Genomic DNA, 23,606 nt, shown 5'->3' with positions numbered 1-23,606 from the left:
TTTAAGACACACTACCCTGACAGCTACTTCCAGCTCCGGCAGTACATCCATAGCAATGTTGACTGATGGCAATATCCCGGTCTTGAAGTATTCCTTCTTGGTATTCGGAAATATGTTTGATGGAACTCTTCACTGGAAGATGAAGCATTTGATTGAAATCGCAATCGTATAAATACCCATCCCAACTTACAGAAAGGGTATTGGTACACATCACATTGGCAACAGTAGCAGGATTATAGGCTTCCACCAAGGTATACATGTACTCCTCGTAATTATCGGATGCTATCAAATAGTCCAAAAACCTACTTATGGGAAGATTGGCTAAGGCGAATAAATTATTGAATTCGATACCAAAATCTTCTCTAAGGGCTTTTTTGAAATCAGCTTCCAAAGCTGCCTGATCCCCTGGTAAAAATGCTCCTGAAGGATTATAAACCAAATCTAATTTTAAACCAGTCCCTTCTTTTCCATAACCTACCTCATTCAGGTTTTTCAACGCCTCAATAGATTGTTCAAATACTCCACTTCCTCGTTGGGAGTCTGTCTTTCCTTTGGTCCAATGAGGCATAGAGCTCACTACATGAACCCTGTGTTTTTTGAAAAACTCAGGCAAATCATGGTATTTTTTGTTGGACCTCAGGATCGTCAGATTGGACCTTACGATAAAGTCCTGCACACCAATCTTACTTGCTTCCTCTACGAACCAACGAAAATCAGGGTTCATCTCAGGGGCTCCACCGGTTAAGTCAAGTGTGTGCGCAGAGGTACTTTTTAATACTTCCAAGCACTGAGACATGGTTTGGCGGGTCATTATTTCTTTTCTGTCTGGTCCCGCGTCTACATGGCAATGTTTACAAACTTGGTTGCACATATAGCCCACATTGATCTGTAGGATTTCTAGTTTTTTTGGACGAAGGGGGAATTGTCCTGACACTGCAATTTTCTTTTGAAAAGTAGGAAGTTCTCCCTCTGCAAATGGGCCATCGGATAAAATCTCCAATTGCTTTTCCGCCTTTGCCAAGTCACTCTTCCTACGATTTAGAGATTGAATCATCATTTACATTTCCAGTTTATTCACTTTATTCATCATCTGCACTCCATGAACAAGCGTTGCTCCTCCTCTGATGGCACAGGCTACATGCAATGCTTCCATCATCTCGCCTTTGGTGATTCCTCTTTGAAGGCCATCTCCGGTATAAGCATCTATACAATAAGGACATTGGATGGTATGTGCTACCGCTAAAGCAATCAGGGATTTTTCTCTTGCAGACAATTCTCCTTCTTCAAAGACGCTGTTATAATACTCGAAAAATTTCTTTCCTAGCTCTTCATTCCATTCTGAGATTTTTCCAAATTTCTTTAAATCTGCAGGATCGTAATATGTTTTTTGCATGGTGAGGGGTAGCTTGAATTTTATTTGAATTAATGAGTTTTTACTTTTTAAGGCTATTTCAAGTTCTTTTAATACTCCTTTTGTCTCGTAATTGACATTTGATTCATTTAAAATTTCAAATCATAAGACATGTTTGGAATTTCAAATCCTTTAAAAAGGTTCAATTAGTAATCGAACTTACAAGATTTTTTGATTGGTGGACTTTTATAAGTTTTATGTTTTAAGAGAGGTACTGAAATCCAACCCATTTTTCGATAGATTTGTTAGATATCATTTTTCAAATGTAATATGTATATCATTCGTCAATCAACTTTCGAACAAGATGAAAATGGAGTTTGGGAGATTTTCTCAAAAGTGATCCAATCAGGGGATACTTATGTTTTTGAACCCGATACACCCAAAGAAAAGTTGAGAGAGTATTGGTTTGCGTCTTACATGAATACCTTTGTTTTGGAAGATGAAAATGAGGGTGTTTTGGCTACCTACATCATTAAACCGAATCAAATTGGATTAGGAAATCATATTGCAAATTGCAGCTATATGGTTCATCCTGACCATCAAGGCAAAGGTTTAGGAAAAGTTTTGTGTGAACATTCACTTGCCTTTGCGAAAGCGCAAGGTTATCGTGCCATTCAGTTTAATATAGTAATCAGCACCAATCAAGCGGCCGTTCGCCTTTGGAAGAATTTTGGTTTTGAGATCATAGGAACGACTCCTAATGGGTTTAGACATCAAAAATTAGGTTTAGTAAACACTTATATCATGTATAAAACACTTTGAAAGATAGAATTTAAATGATTTGTAATTCTGTTTCAAAAAGGGAAGAAATCATATGAGGAGTTTGGATCAAATCATTGGTAACCGAGTGAACTAGTAATAATTAATTCTTATTGTATATGCTTTCTTGTCAAAAACACCTTTTTAATCTGAAATCAGGGGTCCACTACTTAAATAATGCCTATCGTGCCCCATTACTTGGGAGTTCGGAAGAAGCCGGTATCCAGTCAATTATTAAACAAAGGAATCCTTTTGAGTTTACCCAAGATGATTTTTTTGATGGGGTAATGGAAGTGAGGACCTCTTTTGGTTTATTGGTAAATTGTGAAGCCAATGAAGTAGCTGTAATTCCGTCTACTTCTTATGGGTTTACTTCTGTGTTGAATAATGTACCAGGAGGAAAAGGCAAAAAAGCAATTGTGGTGAAAGATGAGTTTCCAAGTGGATATTTTTCCTTGGAGCGCTGGGTAAAGGAACATGGAGCTCACTTGGTGACTGTTGGCCCTGACCCAATGGAGGATCAAAAAGGAGCCTCTTGGAATCAGCGGATTTTGGAAAGTATTGATGAGGATACTGCTGTAATTTTAATTTCCTCTATCCATTGGATGAGTGGGGTAAAGTTTGACTTAAAGGCGATTGGAGAGAGGTGCCAGGAAGTGGGCGCTTACTTTATTGTAGATGGGACGCAGTCAGTAGGGGCAATGCCAATGAATGTGAAGGAGTTTAAAATAGATGCATTGATCTGTGCAACCTATAAATGGCTTCTTGGCCCTTATTCCATTGCCTTGGCCTTTATTGGAGAAAAATTTCTGGATGGAACTCCATTGGAAGAATCCTGGATGAATAGGGTAAATGCACGAAATTTTAGCTCCTTGTCTGATTATGCAGATCAATACCAGGCCGGAGCAGGCAGGTTCAATGTTGGCGAAACTAGTAATTTCATTATGATGCCGATGTTAAAAGCAAGTTTGAATCAATTGCTTGAGTGGAAACCAGAGGGAATACAGGAATACGCTCGAGTGCTAAATGAGCCGTTGAGACAGTTTATGAAAGAAATTGGAGGTTTGGTAGAAGAAGATGATTATTTAGCATATCACCTGATCGCCCCCAAATTGCCGGGAAAACTTGATCTGATTTCCCTTAAAAATAAGTTGGATCAAAATCAGGTTTATCTTTCTGCTAGAGGAGAAAATCTGAGGATTTCGGTAAATGTCTTCAACACCGGGGAGGACGTAGCCAAATTGCAAGAGGTGATCAAGGGGGAATTGTAAAATGAATTGGATTGATTTCACCTCAAGTAATTGCCTAAACTTTTCTTTTTATTTAGTAGATTAAGGTTTACTTTTTTGAATAATACATGGAAAAAAGAACCTGTTTGAATTGTGGTGAGCCAATACGAGGTAGAGTAGACAAAAAGTTTTGTGATGATTCCTGCCGGAATAGTTACAACTACCAGCAAAATGCAATCACCACCAATTTGATTCGGAATATTAATTATGCCCTTAAAAAGAACCGGAATATTTTAGAAAGTTTGATCCCAGAAGGTGAAAGCATGGCTAAATCACCAAGAGATAAATTAATGAGAGCAGGATTCAATTTTAAATATTTCACGCATTTGTACACTAATAAAAAGGGAAATCAATACCATTACTGCTATGATTATGGGTACTTGGAGCTAGAAGGAGATTGGTTTTTGATTGTAAAAGGAAAAGAATAACCTAATCTAAATAAGAATGAAAAAGCGCGTTACAGGAGTAGGGGGTATTTTCTTTAAAGTGAAAGACCCAGCAAAAACCAAAGATTGGTACAAAAAACACCTGGGACTACATACGGATGATTATGGGACCACTTTTGAGTATAGGAGTTCTGATAACCCAGAGCAAAAAGAATTTTTACAATGGTCTCCCATGAAGGATGACACCACCTATTTCAAGCCTTCGGAAAAGGATTTTATGATCAATTACTGTGTAGAAAATCTGCAGGAGTTAGTGGAAGAGTTAAAAAAAGAAGGAGTGACTATTTTAGATGAAATTGAAACTTATGATTATGGGAAATTTGTCCATATTTTAGATCCTGATGGGCATAGCATAGAGCTCTGGGAGCCCAAAAATGAGGCCTATGATGACATGGTTGAAGACAAAACAAAAAGCTGATTTTAGTATTGATAATGGAAATACAACATCAATCTGATGGTCGAAAAGGATCTTTTTTTGTAGAAGAAGAAGCGAAGAGATTTGCAGAGATGGTCTATTCATGGCAGGGCCAAAAAAGATGATTATTGAACACACAGAAGTGGATGAATCACTTAAAGGCCAAGGTATTGGGGCGAAATTATTGGAAGCTTTGGCTGAGTATGTAAGAAAGGAAGGAATTAAGGTATTACCTCTATGCCCATTTGCGAAAGCTATTTTTAGGAAGCGTGAAGACTTGCAAGACATATTAACTTGATTAACTGCCAAAATGATCTCTATACAGCAAGAGCAAATCATTCAATTGGAAGAATTTATCTATGTTTTGAATGCTTCTACCTTGGCCAAACGTAGGCCCATGGAAGATGTAGCTTTATTAACTCAAATGGTGAAAGGAGCAAATCTTTGGGTTACCGCAAGGGAGGAAGGAAAGCTGATAGGTTTTATGAGAGGAATTTCAGATTTCTGTTACCGAACTTTTATTGCAGATTTAGCGGTAATCGAAGACTATCAAAGAAAAGGAGTTGGTAGAGAAATGCTTTTAAAAACGAGAGAAATTGCTCCTTCTGCCCGTTTAATTTTGTTTGCTGCAGAGGATGCTGAAGGTTTTTATCAGAAACTGGGCTTTCACTTACACGAGCGATGTTATCAATTGAAGACCGGAGAGCCATTCTCCTGATTTTTTGTTAAACTGCTTCATAATTTAACCAACCAACCCATCACCTATGAGGAAATTAGTTCTTTCGGGATTGGCATTGATGCTATCCCTTGGAGTTTTTGCGCAAAAAATATACATCCACGCTGGAAAACTAGTGGATGTGAAAACCAAAAAAATCCTTACTGAGCAGACCATTATGGTAGAAGGAGATAGAATTGTATCTGTTAGTTCAGGATATCAAACTGGGGGAGGTAGTGATCAAACCATCGATCTGAAAAGCAGTACAGTGATGCCGGGTTTGATGGATATGCACGTGCATATTGAGGGAGAAACGAGCCCAACCAGATACGTAGATGGCTTTAGAGACAATGAGGCTGACATAGCTTACAAAGCGATCCCTTTTGCTGAAAAAACTCTGATGGCCGGTTTTACCACTGTTCGTGATTTAGGAGGATCCGGAGTGAATATTGCTTTGAGAAATGCCATTGCTGCTGGAAGGGTGGATGGTCCAAGAATTTATACGGCAGGAAAATCCATTGCTCCGACAGGAGGTCATGCAGACCCGACGAATGGAGTTAAAAGAGATTTGATGGGGGACCCAGGGCCAGATCAAGGAGTAATAAATGGGCCCTATGAAGCAAGAAAAGCTGTGCGTCAAGCCGTAAAATACGGATCGGATGTCATCAAAGTAACTGCCACAGGTGGAGTTTTGTCCGTGGCTAGAGATGGGTCAGCTCCACAATTTCAGCAGGACGAATTGGATGCGATTGTTCAAACTGCCAATGATTTTGGAATCCATGTGGCAGCACATGCGCATGGAGATGAAGGAATGCAACGGGCAGTGAAAGCTGGGGTTCATTCAATCGAACATGGGACTATGATGACTGATGAGACCATGAGCTTAATGAAGGAAAAGGGAACCTGGTACGTACCTACCATTACTGCCGGAATGACTGCTGCTCAGTTGGCTGAGGTTCCAGGCTATTACCCTCTGGTTGTGGCTGAGAAAGCAAGAAGAATAGGTTCTCAAATTCAAGATACATTTGCTAAAGCCTATAAAAGTGGAGTCAAAATCGCTTTTGGAACGGATGCGGGAGTGTACCCACATGGAGACAATTATCGGGAATTTGTATACATGGTAGAAGCAGGAATGCCAAGTTTGGAAGCTATTCAGGCAGCCACCATCACCAATGCAATATTCATGAATATTGAAGATAAATTAGGCTCTATAGAAGGAGGTAAAATAGCAGATATCATCGCAGTAAATGGCGATCCAGAGCAGAATATATCAGTGATGAAGGAAGTAGTATTTGTCATGAAAGAAGGAAAAGTCTACAAACAATAATTGAAAGCCCGAGTTTTCGGCTTTTTATGTCTTAAATTAAACTATATCAACCAATCTAAATCAAAGAATCATGAAGATAAGATTAGTACTAATCCTATTTCTCGTAACCGGTTTTGCTTTTGCACAGGAAAAGCCTGAAACGGAAAAAGATACGCCAAAAGCACAGGTGTTTGAGTCCAAGCAGTCAGTCACAATAGATGGCAAGACCATTAACCTGAATGCGAAAGCCGGGACCTTCGAATTGAAGGATGAACAAAATAAGCCGATCGCACTATTTGGTTTTACTGCCTATTTTAAGGAGAACCCTGAAAAAGATCGACCCATTATCTTTTCTTACAATGGAGGTCCAGGATCCTCTTCTTATTGGCTTCACATGGGTATTATGGGGCCAAAACGAATTGTATTAGATGATCCTAATTACAATCAGGCAGGTCCTTATGAGCTTACCAACAATGAATTCTCCATTTTGGATGTAGCAGATGTGGTCATGATGGATCCAGTAGGTACGGGCTTAAGCGTTCCTATCGGTGATGCTACCGGCAAGGATTTTTGGGGGGTAGACCAGGATATCAGAAGTGTCAGCTTATTCATTATGCAATTTCTTAAGGAATATGACCGGTTGAATTCTCCAAAATATATTTTGGGAGAAAGCTATGGAACTTTCAGAAATGCAGGTGTAATGAGCTATTTATTGAATCAAGGATATGCCTTGAATGGGGTGATCATGGTTTCTTCAGTATTTGATTTAAGAACTTTGTTTTTTGTTCCAAATGAGGATATTTCAAATATTGCTTATTTACCTACTGTAGCTGTAACGGCAAGATATCATGATAAAATAACCAATAAAGGAGCGGATATTGAGTCCTTTGTACAGGAAGTAAGAGAGTTTACCGAAAATGAATATGCTCCGGCTTTATTTAAAGGGAATACCATTTCTGATACTGAAAAGAATTCCATTGCACAAAAACTTGAAGGATTTACCGGAATTGATGCAGAGATTTGGAAAAGAGCTGATTTAAAATTGAATGCAGGTGAGACCTTTCAGGAGCTCCTAAGAGATGAAGGTATGACAGTAGGTAGATTGGATTCCAGGTATAAAGGGATCAATTTGGATCCTCTTTCTATGTCTGCATTTACAGATCCTCAAAGTGATGCGATTTCTCCAGCGTACACCAGTTTGTTCTTAGATTACTTCCATGGTGCTTTGGGAGTAAGTAAGGATTTAATGTATGCTCCTTCTGCCTACAGCAAAGATGGTTTTAAATGGGATTGGTCTCATAGCGGAAACCAATATTGGGGAACAACCGGTGCGATTACCACCCTTCCTGATATGGCGGATGCGTTAAGTAAGGATCCAAATATGAAAGTGTTGATCATGAATGGTTATTATGATTTAGCAACTGTGTTTTATGGGGTAGAACACTCTATTTCTCATTTAGGATTGCCAAAATCGGCCACAGATAGAATTAAAATGACCTATTATGAAGCAGGACATATGATGTATACTCATTTACCGTCGGCAGCTAAATTTAGAGCAGATCTAAAGGATTTTATTTCTGACACTTTAAGAAAATAAAAATGGAATCCAGCAGCCTGTTTCAATCAACTGTAAAAATGGAATAGGTTGCTGGTTATTTTTTTTGTTAAAACGCGAATAGAATATCTTCGAAGATATTTTATGGCTCTAAAAGTACTTTTCAAGAGTTAATTAAAGCTATTAGCTAGCTGGATTGACTCTGCAATCAATTAACCTTCTTCCTCGTAATGGGTAAGTTGTAGTTTGATTTTGTCAAGAGTAAGCGGCTTCTCTAAAAAGCCCGAGACAATACTATATTCTTCTGCTTTTTGACGGTCTTGAAAATCAATGGAGCTTGATAGGATGATGATTTTGTTGTTTCTATCAGGGAATTTTTCTTGATAGATTTCTAGAAACTCCCAGCCATTCATTACAGGCATATTGATGTCCAGAAAAATCAGGATTTTTTTATGAGAAGGGATTTCGGAGACTCGTTCAATAGCAAATTGACCCTCAAGAAATTCCTCAATATTTTCCGAAACTTCAACTTTACTTAATAACCTATTATTGATCAGGTTATTGATGGGGTCATCATCCACGAGAAAAATGGCGTCAAAGTGAATCATTGAACGATATAAAGTAGTCAGTTGGGTATGACCAGCAAAATACAATTATTCCATATCCTAGAAAAAGTATTTTTGCCCTTTTTTATAATTAAATATGACTAGCCTCTAATATTCAGGTAAATAAAAAGGAGACTGAACCAGTCTCCTTTCTAGTTTGAGGGGTTGGAATTACATCATTCCACCCATTCCTCCTCCGCCACCCATTGGAGGCATTGCAGGAGCATCTTCTTTCACATCAGCTACTACACACTCAGTGGTAAGAAGTAATGCTGCAATAGAAGCTGCATTTTCAAGTGCTAATCTAGTCACTTTAGTAGGATCAATTACACCTACAGAGAATAGATCTTCATATTTGTCAGTACGTGCATTGTAACCGAAGTTTCCAGAGTTTTCTCTGATTTTGTTGATTACTACAGATGGTTCACCACCAGCATTCAATACGATTGTTCTCAATGGAGATTCGATTGCTTGTCTGATGATGTTGATACCTGTGTCTTCATCTTCGTTTAGACCTTTAAGATCAGCTAGTGCTTCGCTCGCTCTGATCAAAGCAACTCCACCACCTACAACAACACCTTCTTGAACGGCTGCTCTAGTAGCGTGCAATGCATCGTCTACACGGTCTTTCTTTTCTTTCATTTCTACTTCAGTAGCAGCACCGATGTAAAGGATTGCTACACCGCCAGAAAGCTTCGCTAATCTTTCTTGAAGTTTCTCTCTGTCGTAATCAGAAGTAGTTTTCTCGATTTGAGCTTTGATTTCAGAAACACGTCCCTTGATCGCGTTGGCATCGCCAGCACCGTTTACAATGGTAGTGTTGTCTTTGTCAATGTTAATTTTTTCAGCTCTACCAAGCATGTCAACAGTAGCGTTTTCAAGCTTGAAGCCTCTTTCTTCAGAAATTACAGTACCACCAGTAAGGATGGCGATGTCCTCTAGCATTGCTTTTCTTCTGTCTCCGAATCCGGGAGCTTTTACAGCAGCTACTTTCAAGGCACCTCTGATTTTGTTGACAACTAGAGTTGCCAAAGCTTCTCCATCCACATCTTCAGAAATGATCACCAAAGGCTTACCAGACTGAGCAACTGGCTCAAGAACTGGAAGCAATTCCTTCATGGAAGAGATTTTCTTGTCATAGATCAAGATGTAAGGTTGCTCCAATTCAGATTCCATTTTCTCTGTGTTGGTCACAAAGTATGGAGAAAGGTAACCTCTGTCAAACTGCATACCTTCTACAGTTTTAACTTCAGTTTCGGTTCCTTTAGCTTCTTCAACAGTGATCACACCGTCTTTACCTACTTTGTCCATTGCATCAGAAATCATGTTACCGATTTCCTCGTCATTGTTAGCAGATACGGTAGCCACTTGAGCAATTTCTTTAGAGGTAGAGATTTCTTTAGAGTTCTCTCTCAATTTGGCAACAACGGCAGTAACCGCTTTGTCAATACCTCTTTTAAGATCCATTGGGTTTGCACCAGCAGCAACGTTTTTGATACCTACGTTAAAGATGGACTGAGCTAGTACAGTTGCAGTAGTAGTACCGTCACCTGCATTGTCTGCAGTCTTAGAAGCTACTTCTTTAACTAATTGAGCACCCATGTTTTCGATTGGTTCTGCTAGCTCAATCTCTTTTGCTACAGAAACACCATCTTTAGTGATTGTTGGGGCACCGAATTTCTTATCTAGAATTACATTACGACCTTTTGGTCCCAATGTGGTTTTTACTGCGTCAGCTAATGCGTCAACACCTTTTTTCAGGCGGTCTCTAGCATCTGTGTCGAAAAATAATTCTTTAGACATATTTTTTGATTTTTTAGGTTAACGTTTTGGTGATTGCTTAAAGGATAGCGAAAATGTCAGATTCTCTCATGATTAGAAAATCTTTGCCATCTACATTCAGTTCAGTACCAGAGTATTTTCCGTACAATACGGTATCTCCTACTGAAACAGTCAAGGGCTCATCTTTTTTACCATTACCCACTGCTACTACAGTGCCTTTTTGAGGCTTTTCTTTAGCAGTATCCGGGATATAAAGTCCGGATGCGGTTTTCTCTTCGGCTGCAGCTGGTTGTACCAAAACCCGATCTGCAAGAGGTTTGATGTTCACGTTTGACATATTATGTATTTGTTTAAATGTTAGATTAAAATGCATAAGGCTATTAGCACTTCCTGTGCCAGTACCAGATATTTAAAAAAGGCTGACAAATCGGCTGTAAATGTCAGGTGGCTGCCTTCTTCAATGCGACAGAATTCAAAAAAATAACTGTCAATTTTTCCAAAACTGTCAGTTTTTATGTCAGATTTTAGTATTTTTTGGTAAACCTATATCCTATGAAGACATTGCCAAAAAACTGGATTGCCGAAGGATTGATTGATTTTGAGTATAAGAAATATCAACTTCTGGCATACTTACAGGAAACTGATCAACAATTTGACGCTGCCAAGCTTTACCCAGTGTTAGGGGAGCTGATTGAGCATCATCGGCTTTTGGATGATTTGAAAAAAGGGAAATCAGAGATGAAAAATCTTTTCCCTAAAGCTATTTCTTCAATCGATGTCCAAAATGCCAAGATCCATTATCAACCCCGAGAAAATGAGGGCGAATTGATGCAGGAAATAGCAAATATCACCGAATACGCACTTCCATTATTTTCTCAGCAAATCCACAAAGGAAAAGAGATTTATCAGCATGTGGAAAATCAGGTCAAATTTGAACCGGTTGGTATTATGCCTATTTACACCCAAGAAGGATTTATCCTGGTTTCCAAAGAAAACAGAACAGACATTCATGCTTACCAATACCAATCCAATTTACTACAACTAGCAGGTGAGAAGTTTAGAAGTGTGACCATGTGGCTCGTAGGCGTGTTTCAAAAAAGCATCGTCAACACTTTGGAGAAAATAAAATTGCAATTGATCCGAGAGGTCAAGGAGCTTCCAAACCCAGCAACTTGGAGGGTTCATAGTGCTCAAGATTTTCCATTGGAGGAAACCTTAATCCCTATCAGCAAAAGATTGCTTTTGCAGCACGTTGCCAAGTAAGCAGCCTACATAGGATACTATACTAAAACTTCTTCTTCTTCTTCTTCTTCTTCAAGAGCTGCTTTTTCTTGCTTAGGAACTTCTTCTTTTTTACGGGAAGCAATTACCTCCGCACCGGGTTTGTCGAATAAAATTCTCCAGCCCTCTTTGAAGTTGTTGGCCTTTTTTAGGTCCTTGAAGATGTCTACCCATTCATGAAAGACCAGGTAAATGGGGTTGTATGAGGTTACTGGTTTAGTAATTCCATAAGTTGGCCTTTCTGCTTCAGGCATAAAAGTCCCAAACATTCTATCCCAAATAATAAATGTAGAACCGTAATTCTTGTCCAAATAATGTGCATCACTGGCATGATGCACACGGTGATGGGAAGGAGTGGTGAAAATAAACTCTATAGGTCTTGGTAATTTCTTGATATACTCTGTATGTATCCAGAATTGGTAAAGTACAGCGATCTGATGACAGATAAAAAAGACAAAGGGATTGAATCCCATAAACATGACAGGAAAGAAGAAAATCACTTTGATGTGTTGAGTCCAGCCTAATCTGAAGGAAACCGATAAATTATATTTGGACGAGTTGTGATGGGTAATATGAGTTGCCCACCAAAAGCGCTGTTCATGAGCTACTCGGTGTGCCCAGTATCTGGCAAAGTCTATGGCTACAAAACATAGGGGAAAAGACCACCAGGTTAAAGGGATGGTAAAAGGAGAAATGTTATAAAAGAATAAAGCAGATCCAAAGGTCGCTAGTTTTATCAATGCACTGATTCCCACATTGACCAGCCCAATGGTGGAAGCAGCAAAGAAGTCTTTGGTGTTATACGCATCTTTTTTTTGATAGGCACTGATACCCCACTCGATGAATACTAGTAGGAACATGATAGGGGCTGCCCAAAGGATTAGGTTAGGCCAATTTTCAAGATGTAAGTCTTCCAGACTTATCGGTTTAGAATTCATAAATAATCCGAAAATGAATAGGGTGATTGAATGATTCTGGTAGCTCAAAAACGAATCAACGAAGACCAGAATTTGGTGACTAGGTTAGAAATTACGATTTCTATAGTCCTAAAACAAAAAAGTCTGCCTTTTTGAGGCAGACTTAACATTTGTTCACGGAAATATTAATTATTTCCAGTAGTGTCTTCGCTGGTAGCAGGAGTAGACTCAGTTGGGAGTAAGCTATCATCTTCTCCGAATGCGGGAGCAACAACTTGTTGCTTGGCACTTTCGATGTTAGGAGAAGAAAATTGATTTGGCTGGCTTCCAGAATAGAAAGCTGAAGATGCCAATGATAAAACCAAGATGGATACCGCTAAAACCCAAGTAGCTTTTTCCAACACATTTCCGGTACGAGTTACACCCATGATTTGCGATGCACTGCCTCCGAAAGCTGCTCCAACGCCACCTTTTGAATTTTGACCTAAGATGACAAGTATTAAAAGCACTGCCAAAATCAGGATTATGGTGATTAATAAAGTAAACATATAGTAGTGATTATTCTTTCAGTTTTTCAATCAAGTCCGCAAAGTAAGACCTTTTATCCGGAAATTTCAACATCAATTTCTCATAAATTTTCTTTGCCTTGGGCTTTTTGCCTTGGTTAACCAAAAGCTTTGCAAAGGATTCAGATATTAAGTCGTCATTTATTTCTGTACTACTTGCAGCTAAATTCTCATTATTTTGATTGGCTTCAATCTCTTTAATCGTGGCAAGTTTGATCTCTTTTTTGCTAAATGCTTTGATCAAATCAATTTGCTCTCTTTTCTTGGAATCTAGAATCTCCTTTTTTTCTTTTTTCTTGATCGTCTCGATCAAATCATCATTCGGAGATTTTCTTCTTTTTCGAACAGATTTCGCTTTAGGCTTTTCAATAGCTTCCGCTTCTTCTTTTTGGCTTTTCAGATTTTCCCCTAACTGTAAAAGGGATTTTGTTCTTTGATTCGGGTCTTTGGACGTTTTGACATTCTCTGGTAGGAGCTCTTCTTTTGGGGAAGTCCTTTCTGAGCTAGGGTTAGCATCTGCGTCACGCTCTATCAATTCCTTTAACCAAACCCGATTTGGACTGGTAATCGCAGCATATCCCAAGGATTCAGAAGGAGCTTTTGGGTCTTTGCTGTATTCATAGCGGGCAGCTAGCACATGAGGAATCTGAAAATACGGGAAATTCTCCTGAATTTTTTTCAGAGACAATAAGTCACTCCTACTCGGAGTTTCTGATTTATTAATTAACTCTATAAACTGTGCCGCGTTCAATCTACCTAATTTTGGGTTTAATATAGGGAATTTACCAGTTAGCTACCGTCGCCGTAAAGATATCCTGAATAATATTTTCAAATATTTCTTCAACTAATTGGCTTTCAACATCTAGTAAAGTGGTCGTCCTGGGATCATAGTCCTGGAAGAAAGAAAATGTTCTTCTCAAGTTCTCCTCTTCATTGGTCAGGTTGATGTACTCCACTTCCACTGCGATGGTCAGTCTCATTTGTCCGGCTCTATCTGGAAGATTTGGATCATTACTGGATACTGCCGACTGAGGAGTAAGTGAATAACGATTAATAGCTCCAGCAAATTGTAAATCGCCATTACTTCTCACTAGTTCTAGCTGGGTGTTTCGCTGATAATACTCTTTTAATGATTCGGTAAAAAGCTGCTCCATATTGGCTGGGCCACCTCCGGAATCGTTAAAGAAATTTTCCACAGTGAATGTTTTCACCAACTCGTAATTAATGTTTGTTCCGGTGAAGCTGTATTTTACCGAACAAGCCTGTAATCCGATGCATAAACAGCAAATGAGAAGAATTGGTGATTTACTGGTCAATTTCATATTGCTTGATCTTCCTATACAAGGTTCGTTCTGAAATTCCTAAGTCGCTTGCAGCATATTTTCTTTTGTTATTATGCTTTCGCAAGGCTTTTAGGATCATCTCTTTTTCTTTTCTTTCCAAAGAAAGTGAATTATCATCTTCCTCATGGTAAATATCCTCAATTACATCATCTTCGTAAGTGTCTGGTTCATTCTGGTTTTTTTGAGGTGCAATAACCAAGGGAACAGAATAATTTGGATTGCCTTCGCTTGGTTCATTTTTAGGCGCTGAACTGTCCATGTCCTCAAACAAACCTTGATGTTTTTGAATGATACTTTGACTCAACCCGCCGTTTTGATAGGATTCCAGAACAAGCTTTTTTAGATCGTTCATGTCTTTTTTCATATCAAAAAGAACCTTGTACAGTAAATCCCTTTCTGAGAAATCAGTGGTTTCAGACTTTGTGTTTTGATTACTCAATGCCATCGGTAATCTAGAATTATCTGTAGGTAAATACTTTGACAAAGTTTCTGCATCTACCTCACGGGAGTCTTCCAACAAGGAAATTTGCTCAGCTAAGTTTTTTAACTGTCGGATGTTGCCAGGAAAAGGATACCTTTTCAATAATGCTTGTGCATCCAAATCTAGGGAAATAGGTTTTACATGGTATTTTTCAGAAAAGTCTGAGGTGAATTTCCTAAATAATAACACCATGTCATCTCCACGCTCGCGAAGCGGTGGAACATAAATTGGAACGGTGTTTAATCGGTAATACAAATCCTCTCTAAATTTCCCTTTTTCCACTGCATTGAGCAATTTGACGTTGGTCGCAGTAATCACCCGCACATTGGTTTTTTGAACTTTAGAAGAACCCACTTTAATGAATTCTCCATTTTCAAGGACTCTCAATAACCGGGCTTGGGTTCCAAGAGGCATTTCACCTATTTCATCCAAGAAAATGGATCCGCCATCTGTTACTTCAAAATATCCTTTTCTAGCTTCATGAGCACCCGTAAAAGAGCCCTTTTCATGTCCGAACAATTCAGAATCAATGGTGCCTTCTGGAATGGCTCCGCAGTTGATTGCAATAAATTTTCCATGTTTCCTTAGGCTTAAGGAATGGATAATCTTTGAAAAGCTTTCTTTCCCGCTTCCACTTTCTCCCGTAATCAAGACAGTCATATCCGTAGGAGCAGCTTGCATCGCCACTTGAATGGCATGATTCAGCAAAGGGCTATTGCCTATTATTCCAAACCGCTGCTTGACACTTTGTATTTCGGAATCTGTAATCATTGAAGCGTGGGGTTCACTGTAATAATTTCTCCAAATAGAGTTGCAGTGGTGCAATCAGTCACTTTAACTAAAACGTAATCGCCTGGCTGGTAGTCTCCCGCTGGAATGATAACAACTTTATTGGCTGAATTTCTTCCACGATATTCCTGATCTGATTTTTTGGATGTTCCTTCAACCAAAATCAATTGTTCTTTTCCAATATCCAATTTGTTTCTCTCCAAGGAAAGTTGGCTCTGCTTTGCAATGATTTCAGAAAGTCTTCTCTTTTTGACTTCCAAGGGGATATCATCTTCATATTTCTTTGCAGCCAAAGTGCCCGGTCTTTCTGAATAGAAGAACATATAACTGAAGTCGTACTTCACCAAGTCCATCAAAGTCAAAGTGTCCTGATGTTCTTCCTCCGTTTCTGTACAAAAACCAGCGATCATATCAGAAGAAATACCACATTCTTCACCCAGGATATCCCGGATGGCTTGCACTCGGTTTAAGTACCATTCCCGATCATAGGTTCTATTCATAAGTTCAAGTACTCGGCTATTGCCACTCTGTACAGGAAGGTGAATGTATTTACAAATATTATCGTACTTCTTCATGGTATAAAGCACTTCATCTGTAATGTCTTTGGGGTGTGAAGTGGAAAATCTAACTCGCAAGTAAGGAGATACCTGTGCCACCATTTCCAATAAATTGGCGAAATTAACGACCGTACTTACTTTTCCTTCTTTTTTGCTTAATCGGGCTTTATTATTTTCCTCTGGAGACCATTTGTAGCTATCTACATTTTGGCCTAGGAGGGTTACCTCCTTGTATCCTTTTGCAAATAAATCCTGGGCTTCCGCTACAATGGAATGGGGATCCCTGCTTCGCTCTCTTCCTCTCGTAAATGGTACTACACAAAAAGAACACATGTTGTCACAACCTCTCATAATGGAGATAAATGCTGTAATTCCATTTGAGTTTAGCCGGACGGGAGCGATATCCGCATAAGTTTCTTCTCGAGATAGGAATGTATTGACTCCTTTATTACCCTCTTCCGCAGAAGCAATGAGATTAGGAAGGTCACGGTAGGCATCCGGCCCCACCACTACGTCTACAATTTTCTCTTCTTCCAGAAGTTTTTCTTTAAGACGCTCCGCCATACAACCCAAGACACCAATGGTCATTTCTGGCTTGCTTCTTTTAGCTTTATTGAAATCTGTTAACCTCTTTCTGACTGTTTGTTCGGCTTTTTCGCGAATCGAGCAAGTATTTAGAAAGATAACGTCTGCTTGGTTGAAGTCAGAAGTGGTATCAAACCCATTTTCCTTCATAATGGAAGCCACTATCTCTGAATCAGAGAAATTCATTTGGCAACCATAACTCTCGATATATAGTTTTCTGGATTTTCCAGTATTCTCATCTACAGTGGTTTTAAAGTCGCATGCTTGTGCTTCCTCGCCAGAGATGATGTCAATGTCTTTAATTAGATTTTCCATGTATAGAAATACTTTCGGGATGCGAAATTAATAAAATGCAGACAAAATGGCAGATTATCTTACTCTTTTTCTTTGGGAAATACCAAAGCTTATCTAGAGGAGCTCATTTTGGAAAAAGGTATTTTCAGTTGTTCCCCAAAATGTTGATGCTCTTCTGTGATATTCAGGTTAGAAATACCTAGCCCAAGTAATCTAATGGCCTTAGGAAGACTTTCTTGAAAAAGGAGCTCTTGGGCGATTTCCCAAATATTGTCATTTTCCGGGTATTGGTCTAATGTCTTGCTTCTGGTCTGTTGGGTGAAGTCTGCGTATTTAATTTTTAAGGTGACGGTTCTACCTTTGACTCCACTTCTTTCTATTCTTTTGGCTAGTTCCAAATAGATTGCATGTAAAGCCTCCATCAATTCTAAATCGGAAATTAAGTCTTTTTCGAAGGTGTTTTCAGCACTTAAAGATTTTCTAACCCGATGAGGTTGAACCTCCGAAAGATGAATTCCTCTGACAATATTGAAATAGTGAAGCCCGGACTTTCCGAATTTTTTAGAGAGGAATTGTAATGAAAACTGCTTTAGGTCAGCACCGTTGTGAATGCCAATTTTTCGCATTTTTTCAGCGGTTACTTTTCCTATACCAAAAAACTTTCCAATTGGAAGTTTCTCTAGAAACTCCTCTGCTTCCTCGGGAAGGATATACGCTTGGCCATTGGGTTTGTTTAGGTCGGAAGCGATCTTAGCCAGGAATTTATTGTAAGAAACACCTGCAGAAGCATTGAGTCCTGTTTTTTCTTTGATTTTGGCCCGGATTTGTTTGGCAATTAATATGGCGGAAGTCAAGCCTTTTTTATTCTCTGTGACATCCAAAAATGCTTCATCTAAAGATAGGGGTTCTACTAAATCAGTGTATTCGTAAAATACTTCTCTAATTTGCAAAGAGAGCTCTTTGTATCGATCAAATCGAGGTTTGGCAAAAATCAGATGGGGACATTTTCTAGCTGCTAAACTGGATGCCATGGCAGAATAAATACCGAATTTTCTGGCTTCATAACTTGCCGCTGCTACCACTCCCCGAGATTCGTTCCCACCTACTACCAAAGGTTTTCCTCTCCATTCAGGATGATCCATTTGCTCTACCGAAGCATAGAATGCATCCATGTCCACATGAATGATTTTTCTGAGCACATTAGGACTTACTTCTTCCATTTAATACCTCTCGAATGGCTTGTGACTTAAGTTCGCATTCCTCGTACTCTTGAATGGGGTCAGAGTCGATGGTGATGGCACTTCCTACTCCAAAATAGAGTTTTTTGAACTCTAAGTCTGCAATGATACTTCGAATCACCACCGAAAAATCAAAATCTCCGGCTTCATTGACCCAACCAATAGCTCCTGAAAACCAGCCTCTTTTGAAAGATTCCAATTGTTCAATCAGTTTCTTTGTTCTGATTTTCGGAGCTCCAGTCATCGACCCCATGGGAAAGGTGGCATGAATGATCTCTTTCAAAGAAGAATTTTCTTTTAATTCGGCACTTACAGTAGTGATCATCTGGAAGACTCTAGGAAGGGCATAGACTCCAAATAATTCATCTACTTTGACAGAACCTATTTCTGAAACCTTAGATAGGTCATTTCTGGTCAAATCTGTTATCATTAGATTTTCAGCTCTTTCTTTTTCACTGGCAAGTAACCTTTCCTTATTTAGTCGATCTTCCTCTACAGTGCTTCCCCTTCGAATAGTTCCCTTTATTGGTTGTCCGATCAATCGAACATGATTTCTTTTGATAAACCTCTCAGGAGAGGCTGAAACAAGCCATTGGTGTTTTGCTTTAAATAAGGAAGAAAAAGGCATGGGGGAGGTGCCTTGTAATCTAAAAAATGCAGTCACGGGATCCCAATGTTCAAAGGATCCTTCAAAGGATTGACAAAAATTCATTTCATAAGTTTCTCCTTCGATGATATAGTCTTGAATTTTTTTTACAGTAGCAATGTACTCCTCTTTTGAAGTTAGCCCATAGAATGAACAAGAGGTATTCCCTTCTTCTATAACAGTGTTTTCAATGTGTGTCCAAAAGGTGTTAGGTATTGCTGTTTTACTTTTTACCAGATTGTCTTGAAATGAAAAACTGAGTTCTGGGGTAAAAAAACACAGGTCAGGTAACTTAAAAGTAGCCCGGTTATTACTTTCCAGCTTTTCTATTTGATTTTTTAGATCATACCCGAAGATTCCAACTTTGGCTACATTCCTTTGATCATCCCAAAGCTCCTCTTCTGTCAATTGGGTATTGGCTACAAACAAAAAATCTTGGAAAGGCCCTTCTGGGTATTCGTAGCCATTTCCTTGAAAAAGCGCTAGGTAATCATAGTTCTTATTTACCCAACAAATTAATTTTTGTTTCCAATTAGGAAAATCTAGACGGTATGAAAAAGGATATTCATTCATGGAAGGACAAAAAAAAGAGGAATTCTTATGAATTCCTCTTTTGAAATAAATTATACTGATTATTCTGAAGCTTTCACATCTAAGGAAAGAGAAACAGTATTGTAGATAAACTTGTCTTTTGCTTTGTCTACAGCTGAAGCTTCATCTCCATAAGCAAGTCCCCAAGCAGTTCTATCGATATTAAAACCAGCTTTAGCTACAACAGCACCATTTTCTAAGCTTACTGCTGCAGGAAATTTAATGTTTTTGGTAGTTCCTCTCATAGTCAGGTTTCCGCTGATCCAGTGAGTAGGATTTTCAGGAGAAAGTTCTGAAGAAGAAAGCGGAGTGTTGTCGGTTTCAAACTGTTCAACATCTGCAATTACATCATCACTGTTGAATGGCTCTACTGCAGTGATTTCAAAAGTAGCTTTAGGATGATTTTCGGCATCAAAGAAATCAGCAGATTGCAAGTGACCATAAAGCTTACCATAGCTCTCGTCAGTCTCTTCCATATCCTCAATCTTAAGGCCGGTAATGTCAAAGGTAAATTTACCTCCAGTGATTTCTTCTCCCTGTACAGCTAAAGTTCCTTCTACTGCAGGGATTTTGCCGAAATGCTGTCCAGCTGGTTTGTAACCTCTCCAAGCAATAGTAGTAGCATCTGGAATAATCTCTAATGTTTTACCTTCTGCCGCAGCAACTTCCTGAGCTTCTGAAGTTTCTACAGTGTCTGTAGGTTTGCTACATGAGAAAGCGATCAATGCAGCAGCAATAAATAATCCTGATAGTTTAATAGTTTTCATTGGTTGTATTATTTGATAAGGGTTGAATACGTTGCAAATTTATGTGTATATACATGTAAACTCAAAATTTCTAGAAAAGTTTCATTTAAATAATTTTATGTTGAGAAATTTATCTAATTAGATTTGAATGAAATCTAATTGTAAATACGTTATGGCATTAATTATTCCAGTGAATTCAAAAGAGCCGTCCTTTGGTGAAAATTGTTGGCTAGCACCTAATGCAACAGTGGTAGGTGAGGTTAGGATGGGTAAAAACTGTACGGTTTGGTATAACGCAGTTATCAGGGGAGATGTCCATAAAATTCAAATTGGGGATGATACCAACATACAAGATGGGGCGGTGATCCACTGTACCTATCAGAAGTTTCCTACAATCATAGGAAATAAAGTATCGATCGCCCATAATGCCATCGTCCATGGTTGTACTATTCATGATCGAGTACTTGTTGGAATGGGAGCTATTGTAATGGATGGTGCTGTGGTTCATTCCGGTGCAGTCATCGCTGCCGGAGCAGTGGTATTGGCTGGCACTGTAGTGGAAGCAAATTCGATTTATGCGGGTATGCCTGCTAAAAAAGTGAAGGATACAGGGGAAGCTATGCAGGAGGTAATAGATAGAACTGCCAAAAATTATCCGATGTATGCCTCTTGGTTTGAAAAAGAGTAAAACTTTCTAAAATTTAAATGAATTGCCATAAAAAACAGTAAGCATTTAATGGTTTAAATTATATTTTTTTGTAAATTTCTATTATCAAATCCATTTTTTATGATTCCTAAAGCAATTTTTTTATCGCTTAGTAGGAGGGCAGTTTTAATATGTTTAACGCTCCTATTTTTAGTATTCAATTTTCTATTGAATTATTTTCTCCCCTCTGAGTATGCCTTGGATCTCAAATTTGCTTACACAGTAGAACAAGCATATAATGCTATTGGAAATCTATCTAAACCTGACCGAGACTTATACCGAGTAGGAATTTTAGCATTGGACTTCCCATATATGTTTGTTTATGGTATGCTTGCAAGCGGCTTACTATTTTTAGTTTGGAAAAAGCCTACTGTTCTGCTTATTCCTTTAGGAATAGTTCTTTTTGACTTGATTGAAAATATCCTGATTATCCAAATTTTAAATTCCTATCCAGTAGAAAAGCCCATTATGGTGACTTGGGCCTCTATTATCACTACATGTAAATGGTTGTTGGTAGGGTTATTAGCATTATTCCTACTTGCAGGAATTGTTAAGTTGTATTTATCCAAAAACTTTTCCGCTCTACAACACTAAAATTCTGAGGTGAAAGAAATCTAATTTAGAATGAAGCCCTAATAGATTTTTTCCACCATTAAAAAAATCCCTCACTAATAAATTGCTATTAATGAGGGATTGATGTTTATGATTTAAGGAGTCCAACTGCCAGGGTCTTTTCTCCAGGCGGATAGGGACTTTAAGGTTTCATCTGTGATATATTTTTTTAGGATCGCCCTAGGAAGTAAGGCTTCGTAATGACTTAAGCAGATCAATTTGGTGTTTGAGTTTTTAAAATTCTGATCTGCAACATCAAAACCATAGGTAAAAATGGCTACCATTCCAAGAACTTCGAATCCAGCTTTTCTTAAGTCATCTACTGCTTTCAATGAACTGCCACCGGTAGAAACCAGATCTTCTACTACCACTACTTTTTGGCCAGGAGTAACTTTTCCTTCAATCATATTTTCCATTCCATGGCCTTTGGCCTTAGAGCGAACATAAATAAAAGGAAGCTCCAGATCATTGGCAATTAAAGCACCCTGAGGAATACCTGCAGTGGCAACGCCGGCAATGGCTTCTGCTTCTGGAAAATAATGCATTACACTTCTTATCAATTGTTCTTTGATAAGATTACGGACTTTTGGAAAAGATAAAGACAGTCGGTTATCGCAATAGATAGGGGATTTCCATCCGGAAGCCCAAGTAAATGGGTTTTCTGGCTGGAGACGAATGGCTTGTATTTCCAGTAATTTATCAGCTACTTCTGCAGCTACACTCGGGTCTAAGATTTCCATACCCCAAAAATAAGTGATAAACTTTGCTGAAGGTTGTTGCTGCTGATTTTTTTATGCATTTTTGGCTCATTCAGTAAATTAAAGACTCAGTATTTTTATGAGAATTTTTGTGAACGACAAGCCTTTGGAACTCCTTTCATACGAAGAGTTAGATGCAAAGAAGTCTTATGAGTCGATTTACCGCCAACCAGATGAATTGCTGAACCAAGTTTCTTGGAATGATGATATATTGTTTCATGAGCCTTCCCATGACCTGGTAATCAAACTGTTATATGTATTGAGAACTCGAAAACTTAAAAATCTGGATTCCATTACCTTGGTGACAAATGATAAAGCTGCCCTTAAGAAGTTTGTGAAAAGTAGGTTTATGATTATTAAAGCTGCTGGAGGGGTGGTGACCAATAAGAAGAAAAAAGTACTATTGATTTACAGGTTGGGAAAATGGGACTTCCCTAAAGGAAAATTTGAGAAAGGTGAGACTCCCGAACAATGTGCTGTGCGCGAAGTAGAAGAGGAATGTGCCATCAAAGTGAAATCAAAAAAGCACTTATACAATACATGGCATACCTATACCCAGAACAGAAAGAGTATTCTAAAGAAGACTTTTTGGTATGAAATGGAATGCTTAGATGATAAAGAAATGACGCCTCAAAAAGAAGAAGGCATCGATGATATTCGTTGGTTTTATGAAACAGATGCCAAGATTGCATTAGTCAATTCTTACCCTTCCATGCGCTACCTGTTTAAGCAGTTCATAAAAAACCGTCCAAAGGTTCAGATTTTATAGGGGACGAACTTAGAAATATCCCCCCCATAACGATGTACTTCTCTGATTACCGTAGAACTGATTGCCGCGTAGTTCGGAGAGGTAATCAAAAATACGGTTTCAAGATCTTCGTTTAAATACCGGTTCATCTGACTGATCGTGTTTTCATATTCAAAATCGGTGGTATTCCTAAGCCCTCTGACCAAATAGGATGCATTATGTTTTTTAGCAAGGGTAGAAGTCAATTCATTGTATACGATTACTTTCACCGAGTCTATTCCTTTGTAAACATCCTCGATCTTGCTGACCATCATATCGATGTCGAAATATCGATTTTGTTTGGTAGAGTTGTAGCCGATTCCAATGATTAATTCATCAAATAGTTTCAAACTTCGGATTACTATGTCATGATGTCCCATGGTAAATGGGTCAAATGAACCTGGAAATATGGCTACTTTTTTCATT

The 23,606-nt window shown here is 38.6% G+C and carries 28 protein-coding genes; 12 read left to right on the top strand and 16 right to left on the bottom strand.

From position 1 onward, the window contains the following. Position 1: 1 nt before the first annotated feature. Together arsS and JYB62_RS07070 are read right to left on the bottom strand one after the other, a co-directional pair. Positions 2 to 1,054 (bottom strand): arsenosugar biosynthesis radical SAM (seleno)protein ArsS, encoded by a 1,053-nt coding sequence (gene arsS, locus JYB62_RS07075; protein WP_205645424.1) that lies wholly within the window; start codon positions 1,052 to 1,054, stop codon positions 2 to 4. A gap of 3 nt (positions 1,055 to 1,057) precedes the next feature. Next, positions 1,058 to 1,393 carry an arsenosugar biosynthesis-associated peroxidase-like protein gene (locus JYB62_RS07070; RefSeq protein WP_205644706.1) on the bottom strand — a complete coding sequence of 112 codons (336 nt, stop codon included), beginning with the start codon at positions 1,391 to 1,393 and terminating at the stop codon, positions 1,058 to 1,060. A gap of 288 nt (positions 1,394 to 1,681) precedes the next feature. Here JYB62_RS07070 and JYB62_RS07065 point away from each other — a divergent pair, with 288 nt between their 5' ends. The 8 genes from JYB62_RS07065 to JYB62_RS07030 all read left to right on the top strand — a co-directional run bounded on the left by JYB62_RS07065 (position 1,682) and on the right by JYB62_RS07030 (position 7,938). Further along, positions 1,682 to 2,173, top strand: coding sequence for a GNAT family N-acetyltransferase (locus JYB62_RS07065; RefSeq protein ID WP_205644705.1), 492 nt, complete (start codon positions 1,682 to 1,684; stop codon positions 2,171 to 2,173). 116 nt (positions 2,174 to 2,289) lie between these two features. Beyond that, positions 2,290 to 3,441 (top strand): aminotransferase class V-fold PLP-dependent enzyme, encoded by a 1,152-nt coding sequence (locus JYB62_RS07060; RefSeq protein WP_205644704.1) that lies wholly within the window; start codon positions 2,290 to 2,292, stop codon positions 3,439 to 3,441. Positions 3,442 to 3,527: 86 nt separating this feature from the next. After that, positions 3,528 to 3,887: a DUF2116 family Zn-ribbon domain-containing protein gene (locus JYB62_RS07055; RefSeq protein WP_205644703.1), complete on the top strand. Its 360-nt coding sequence runs from the start codon at positions 3,528 to 3,530 to the stop codon at positions 3,885 to 3,887. A gap of 16 nt (positions 3,888 to 3,903) precedes the next feature. Beyond that, a complete protein-coding gene (locus JYB62_RS07050) occupies positions 3,904 to 4,323 on the top strand; it encodes a VOC family protein (protein ID WP_205644702.1) in 420 nt (139 codons plus the stop codon). 100 nt (positions 4,324 to 4,423) lie between these two features. Further along, positions 4,424 to 4,618, top strand: a complete 195-nt coding sequence (locus JYB62_RS07045) for a GNAT family N-acetyltransferase (protein WP_243431456.1) — start codon at positions 4,424 to 4,426, stop codon at positions 4,616 to 4,618. 12 nt (positions 4,619 to 4,630) lie between these two features. Further along, positions 4,631 to 5,038, top strand: coding sequence for a GNAT family N-acetyltransferase (locus tag JYB62_RS07040; protein ID WP_205644701.1), 408 nt, complete (start codon positions 4,631 to 4,633; stop codon positions 5,036 to 5,038). Positions 5,039 to 5,084: 46 nt separating this feature from the next. After that, complete coding sequence (locus JYB62_RS07035) at positions 5,085 to 6,362, top strand: metal-dependent hydrolase family protein (protein WP_205644700.1); 1,278 nt, start codon at positions 5,085 to 5,087, stop codon at positions 6,360 to 6,362. A gap of 70 nt (positions 6,363 to 6,432) precedes the next feature. Next, complete coding sequence (locus tag JYB62_RS07030; protein ID WP_205644699.1) at positions 6,433 to 7,938, top strand: S10 family peptidase; 1,506 nt, start codon at positions 6,433 to 6,435, stop codon at positions 7,936 to 7,938. 170 nt (positions 7,939 to 8,108) lie between these two features. Here JYB62_RS07030 and JYB62_RS07025 read toward each other — a convergent pair whose 3' ends face one another. The 3 genes from JYB62_RS07025 to JYB62_RS07015 all read right to left on the bottom strand — a co-directional run bounded on the left by JYB62_RS07025 (position 8,109) and on the right by JYB62_RS07015 (position 10,620). Further along, positions 8,109 to 8,504: a response regulator gene (locus JYB62_RS07025; RefSeq protein ID WP_205644698.1), complete on the bottom strand. Its 396-nt coding sequence runs from the start codon at positions 8,502 to 8,504 to the stop codon at positions 8,109 to 8,111. Between the two features lie 168 nt (positions 8,505 to 8,672). Then, positions 8,673 to 10,304 carry a chaperonin GroEL gene (gene groL / locus JYB62_RS07020; RefSeq protein WP_205644697.1) on the bottom strand — a complete coding sequence of 544 codons (1,632 nt, stop codon included), beginning with the start codon at positions 10,302 to 10,304 and terminating at the stop codon, positions 8,673 to 8,675. 37 nt (positions 10,305 to 10,341) lie between these two features. Next, on the bottom strand, positions 10,342 to 10,620 hold the full coding sequence (locus tag JYB62_RS07015; protein ID WP_074223565.1) for a co-chaperone GroES: 279 nt from the start codon (positions 10,618 to 10,620) through the stop codon (positions 10,342 to 10,344). Positions 10,621 to 10,835: 215 nt separating this feature from the next. On the opposite strand from JYB62_RS07015, the gene JYB62_RS07010 reads away from it, so the two are divergent. Further along, positions 10,836 to 11,546, top strand: a complete 711-nt coding sequence (locus tag JYB62_RS07010; RefSeq protein WP_205644696.1) for a hypothetical protein — start codon at positions 10,836 to 10,838, stop codon at positions 11,544 to 11,546. A 17-nt stretch (positions 11,547 to 11,563) separates the two neighbouring features. On the opposite strand, the gene JYB62_RS07005 is transcribed toward JYB62_RS07010, so the two are convergent. The 9 genes from JYB62_RS07005 to JYB62_RS06965 all read right to left on the bottom strand — a co-directional run bounded on the left by JYB62_RS07005 (position 11,564) and on the right by JYB62_RS06965 (position 20,338). Next, the gene (locus JYB62_RS07005) at positions 11,564 to 12,502 is read right to left on the bottom strand and encodes a sterol desaturase family protein (RefSeq protein WP_205644695.1); all 939 of its coding nucleotides are present in this window, start codon (positions 12,500 to 12,502) and stop codon (positions 11,564 to 11,566) included. A gap of 164 nt (positions 12,503 to 12,666) precedes the next feature. After that, a complete protein-coding gene (gene secG / locus JYB62_RS07000) occupies positions 12,667 to 13,029 on the bottom strand; it encodes a preprotein translocase subunit SecG (RefSeq protein ID WP_205644694.1) in 363 nt (120 codons plus the stop codon). Positions 13,030 to 13,039: 10 nt separating this feature from the next. Continuing rightward, entirely contained in the window at positions 13,040 to 13,798 is a 759-nt protein-coding gene (locus JYB62_RS06995) for a hypothetical protein (RefSeq protein WP_205644693.1), read from the bottom strand. A gap of 31 nt (positions 13,799 to 13,829) precedes the next feature. Then, positions 13,830 to 14,369 (bottom strand): LPS assembly lipoprotein LptE, encoded by a 540-nt coding sequence (gene lptE, locus JYB62_RS06990; RefSeq protein WP_205644692.1) that lies wholly within the window; start codon positions 14,367 to 14,369, stop codon positions 13,830 to 13,832. Beyond that, complete coding sequence (locus JYB62_RS06985) at positions 14,353 to 15,642, bottom strand: sigma-54 interaction domain-containing protein (protein ID WP_205644691.1); 1,290 nt, start codon at positions 15,640 to 15,642, stop codon at positions 14,353 to 14,355. The genes lptE and JYB62_RS06985 overlap by 17 nt, the downstream gene beginning before the upstream one ends. Continuing rightward, positions 15,639 to 17,117 carry a tRNA (N6-isopentenyl adenosine(37)-C2)-methylthiotransferase MiaB gene (gene miaB / locus JYB62_RS06980; RefSeq protein WP_205644690.1) on the bottom strand — a complete coding sequence of 493 codons (1,479 nt, stop codon included), beginning with the start codon at positions 17,115 to 17,117 and terminating at the stop codon, positions 15,639 to 15,641. Before miaB ends, JYB62_RS06985 begins: the two co-directional genes overlap by 4 nt. 89 nt (positions 17,118 to 17,206) lie before the next feature. After that, positions 17,207 to 18,316 carry a DNA polymerase IV gene (gene dinB / locus JYB62_RS06975; protein WP_205644689.1) on the bottom strand — a complete coding sequence of 370 codons (1,110 nt, stop codon included), beginning with the start codon at positions 18,314 to 18,316 and terminating at the stop codon, positions 17,207 to 17,209. Next, entirely contained in the window at positions 18,297 to 19,553 is a 1,257-nt protein-coding gene (locus JYB62_RS06970; RefSeq protein ID WP_205644688.1) for an anthranilate synthase component I family protein, read from the bottom strand. Before JYB62_RS06970 ends, dinB begins: the two co-directional genes overlap by 20 nt. Positions 19,554 to 19,612: 59 nt before the next feature. After that, entirely contained in the window at positions 19,613 to 20,338 is a 726-nt protein-coding gene (locus JYB62_RS06965) for a YceI family protein (protein ID WP_205644687.1), read from the bottom strand. A gap of 151 nt (positions 20,339 to 20,489) precedes the next feature. Between JYB62_RS06965 and JYB62_RS06960 the strand changes: the two genes are divergently transcribed. Together JYB62_RS06960 and JYB62_RS06955 are read left to right on the top strand one after the other, a co-directional pair. Next, complete coding sequence (locus JYB62_RS06960; protein ID WP_205645423.1) at positions 20,490 to 21,005, top strand: gamma carbonic anhydrase family protein; 516 nt, start codon at positions 20,490 to 20,492, stop codon at positions 21,003 to 21,005. A 99-nt stretch (positions 21,006 to 21,104) separates the two neighbouring features. Continuing rightward, entirely contained in the window at positions 21,105 to 21,617 is a 513-nt protein-coding gene (locus JYB62_RS06955) for a hypothetical protein (protein WP_205644686.1), read from the top strand. A gap of 113 nt (positions 21,618 to 21,730) precedes the next feature. Here the strand turns inward: JYB62_RS06955 and pyrE are convergent, their stop codons facing one another. Next, positions 21,731 to 22,375: an orotate phosphoribosyltransferase gene (gene pyrE / locus JYB62_RS06950; protein ID WP_205644685.1), complete on the bottom strand. Its 645-nt coding sequence runs from the start codon at positions 22,373 to 22,375 to the stop codon at positions 21,731 to 21,733. A 97-nt stretch (positions 22,376 to 22,472) separates the two neighbouring features. Between pyrE and JYB62_RS06945 the strand changes: the two genes are divergently transcribed. Further along, on the top strand, positions 22,473 to 23,162 hold the full coding sequence (locus JYB62_RS06945; protein WP_205644684.1) for an NUDIX hydrolase: 690 nt from the start codon (positions 22,473 to 22,475) through the stop codon (positions 23,160 to 23,162). On the opposite strand, the gene coaD is transcribed toward JYB62_RS06945, so the two are convergent. Further along, positions 23,150 to 23,605, bottom strand: a complete 456-nt coding sequence (coaD, locus tag JYB62_RS06940; protein WP_205644683.1) for a pantetheine-phosphate adenylyltransferase — start codon at positions 23,603 to 23,605, stop codon at positions 23,150 to 23,152. The two genes, JYB62_RS06945 and coaD, sit on opposite strands and share 13 nt — an antisense overlap. Between the last annotated feature and the right edge of the window lies 1 nt (position 23,606).

Origin of the sequence: Algoriphagus lutimaris (genome assembly GCF_017051705.1) — a bacterium.
GTDB lineage: Bacteria > Bacteroidota > Bacteroidia > Cytophagales > Cyclobacteriaceae > Algoriphagus > Algoriphagus lutimaris.
Note: the sequence above shows the minus strand (reverse complement) of the source record. Positions and strands in the feature narration are given on the sequence as shown.

Bases quoted from the DNA above. Each gene is read 5' to 3' on its own strand.
- arsS (WP_205645424.1), bottom strand. From the start codon at position 1,054: ATGATTCAATCTCTAAATCGTAGGAAGAGTGACTTGGCAAAGGCGGAA.
- JYB62_RS07070 (WP_205644706.1), bottom strand. From the start codon at position 1,393: ATGCAAAAAACATATTACGATCCTGCAGATTTAAAGAAATTTGGAAAA.
- JYB62_RS07065 (WP_205644705.1), top strand. From the start codon at position 1,682: ATGTATATCATTCGTCAATCAACTTTCGAACAAGATGAAAATGGAGTT.
- JYB62_RS07060 (WP_205644704.1), top strand. From the start codon at position 2,290: ATGCTTTCTTGTCAAAAACACCTTTTTAATCTGAAATCAGGGGTCCAC.
- JYB62_RS07055 (WP_205644703.1), top strand. From the start codon at position 3,528: ATGGAAAAAAGAACCTGTTTGAATTGTGGTGAGCCAATACGAGGTAGA.
- JYB62_RS07050 (WP_205644702.1), top strand. From the start codon at position 3,904: ATGAAAAAGCGCGTTACAGGAGTAGGGGGTATTTTCTTTAAAGTGAAA.
- JYB62_RS07045 (WP_243431456.1), top strand. From the start codon at position 4,424: ATGGCAGGGCCAAAAAAGATGATTATTGAACACACAGAAGTGGATGAA.
- JYB62_RS07040 (WP_205644701.1), top strand. From the start codon at position 4,631: ATGATCTCTATACAGCAAGAGCAAATCATTCAATTGGAAGAATTTATC.
- JYB62_RS07035 (WP_205644700.1), top strand. From the start codon at position 5,085: ATGAGGAAATTAGTTCTTTCGGGATTGGCATTGATGCTATCCCTTGGA.
- JYB62_RS07030 (WP_205644699.1), top strand. From the start codon at position 6,433: ATGAAGATAAGATTAGTACTAATCCTATTTCTCGTAACCGGTTTTGCT.
- JYB62_RS07025 (WP_205644698.1), bottom strand. From the start codon at position 8,504: ATGATTCACTTTGACGCCATTTTTCTCGTGGATGATGACCCCATCAAT.
- groL (WP_205644697.1), bottom strand. From the start codon at position 10,304: ATGTCTAAAGAATTATTTTTCGACACAGATGCTAGAGACCGCCTGAAA.
- JYB62_RS07015 (WP_074223565.1), bottom strand. From the start codon at position 10,620: ATGTCAAACGTGAACATCAAACCTCTTGCAGATCGGGTTTTGGTACAA.
- JYB62_RS07010 (WP_205644696.1), top strand. From the start codon at position 10,836: ATGAAGACATTGCCAAAAAACTGGATTGCCGAAGGATTGATTGATTTT.
- JYB62_RS07005 (WP_205644695.1), bottom strand. From the start codon at position 12,502: ATGAATTCTAAACCGATAAGTCTGGAAGACTTACATCTTGAAAATTGG.
- secG (WP_205644694.1), bottom strand. From the start codon at position 13,029: ATGTTTACTTTATTAATCACCATAATCCTGATTTTGGCAGTGCTTTTA.
- lptE (WP_205644692.1), bottom strand. From the start codon at position 14,369: ATGAAATTGACCAGTAAATCACCAATTCTTCTCATTTGCTGTTTATGC.
- JYB62_RS06985 (WP_205644691.1), bottom strand. From the start codon at position 15,642: ATGATTACAGATTCCGAAATACAAAGTGTCAAGCAGCGGTTTGGAATA.
- miaB (WP_205644690.1), bottom strand. From the start codon at position 17,117: ATGGAAAATCTAATTAAAGACATTGACATCATCTCTGGCGAGGAAGCA.
- dinB (WP_205644689.1), bottom strand. From the start codon at position 18,316: ATGGAAGAAGTAAGTCCTAATGTGCTCAGAAAAATCATTCATGTGGAC.
- JYB62_RS06970 (WP_205644688.1), bottom strand. From the start codon at position 19,553: ATGAATGAATATCCTTTTTCATACCGTCTAGATTTTCCTAATTGGAAA.
- JYB62_RS06965 (WP_205644687.1), bottom strand. From the start codon at position 20,338: ATGAAAACTATTAAACTATCAGGATTATTTATTGCTGCTGCATTGATC.
- JYB62_RS06960 (WP_205645423.1), top strand. From the start codon at position 20,490: ATGGCATTAATTATTCCAGTGAATTCAAAAGAGCCGTCCTTTGGTGAA.
- JYB62_RS06955 (WP_205644686.1), top strand. From the start codon at position 21,105: ATGATTCCTAAAGCAATTTTTTTATCGCTTAGTAGGAGGGCAGTTTTA.
- pyrE (WP_205644685.1), bottom strand. From the start codon at position 22,375: ATGGAAATCTTAGACCCGAGTGTAGCTGCAGAAGTAGCTGATAAATTA.
- JYB62_RS06945 (WP_205644684.1), top strand. From the start codon at position 22,473: ATGAGAATTTTTGTGAACGACAAGCCTTTGGAACTCCTTTCATACGAA.
- coaD (WP_205644683.1), bottom strand. From the start codon at position 23,605: ATGAAAAAAGTAGCCATATTTCCAGGTTCATTTGACCCATTTACCATG.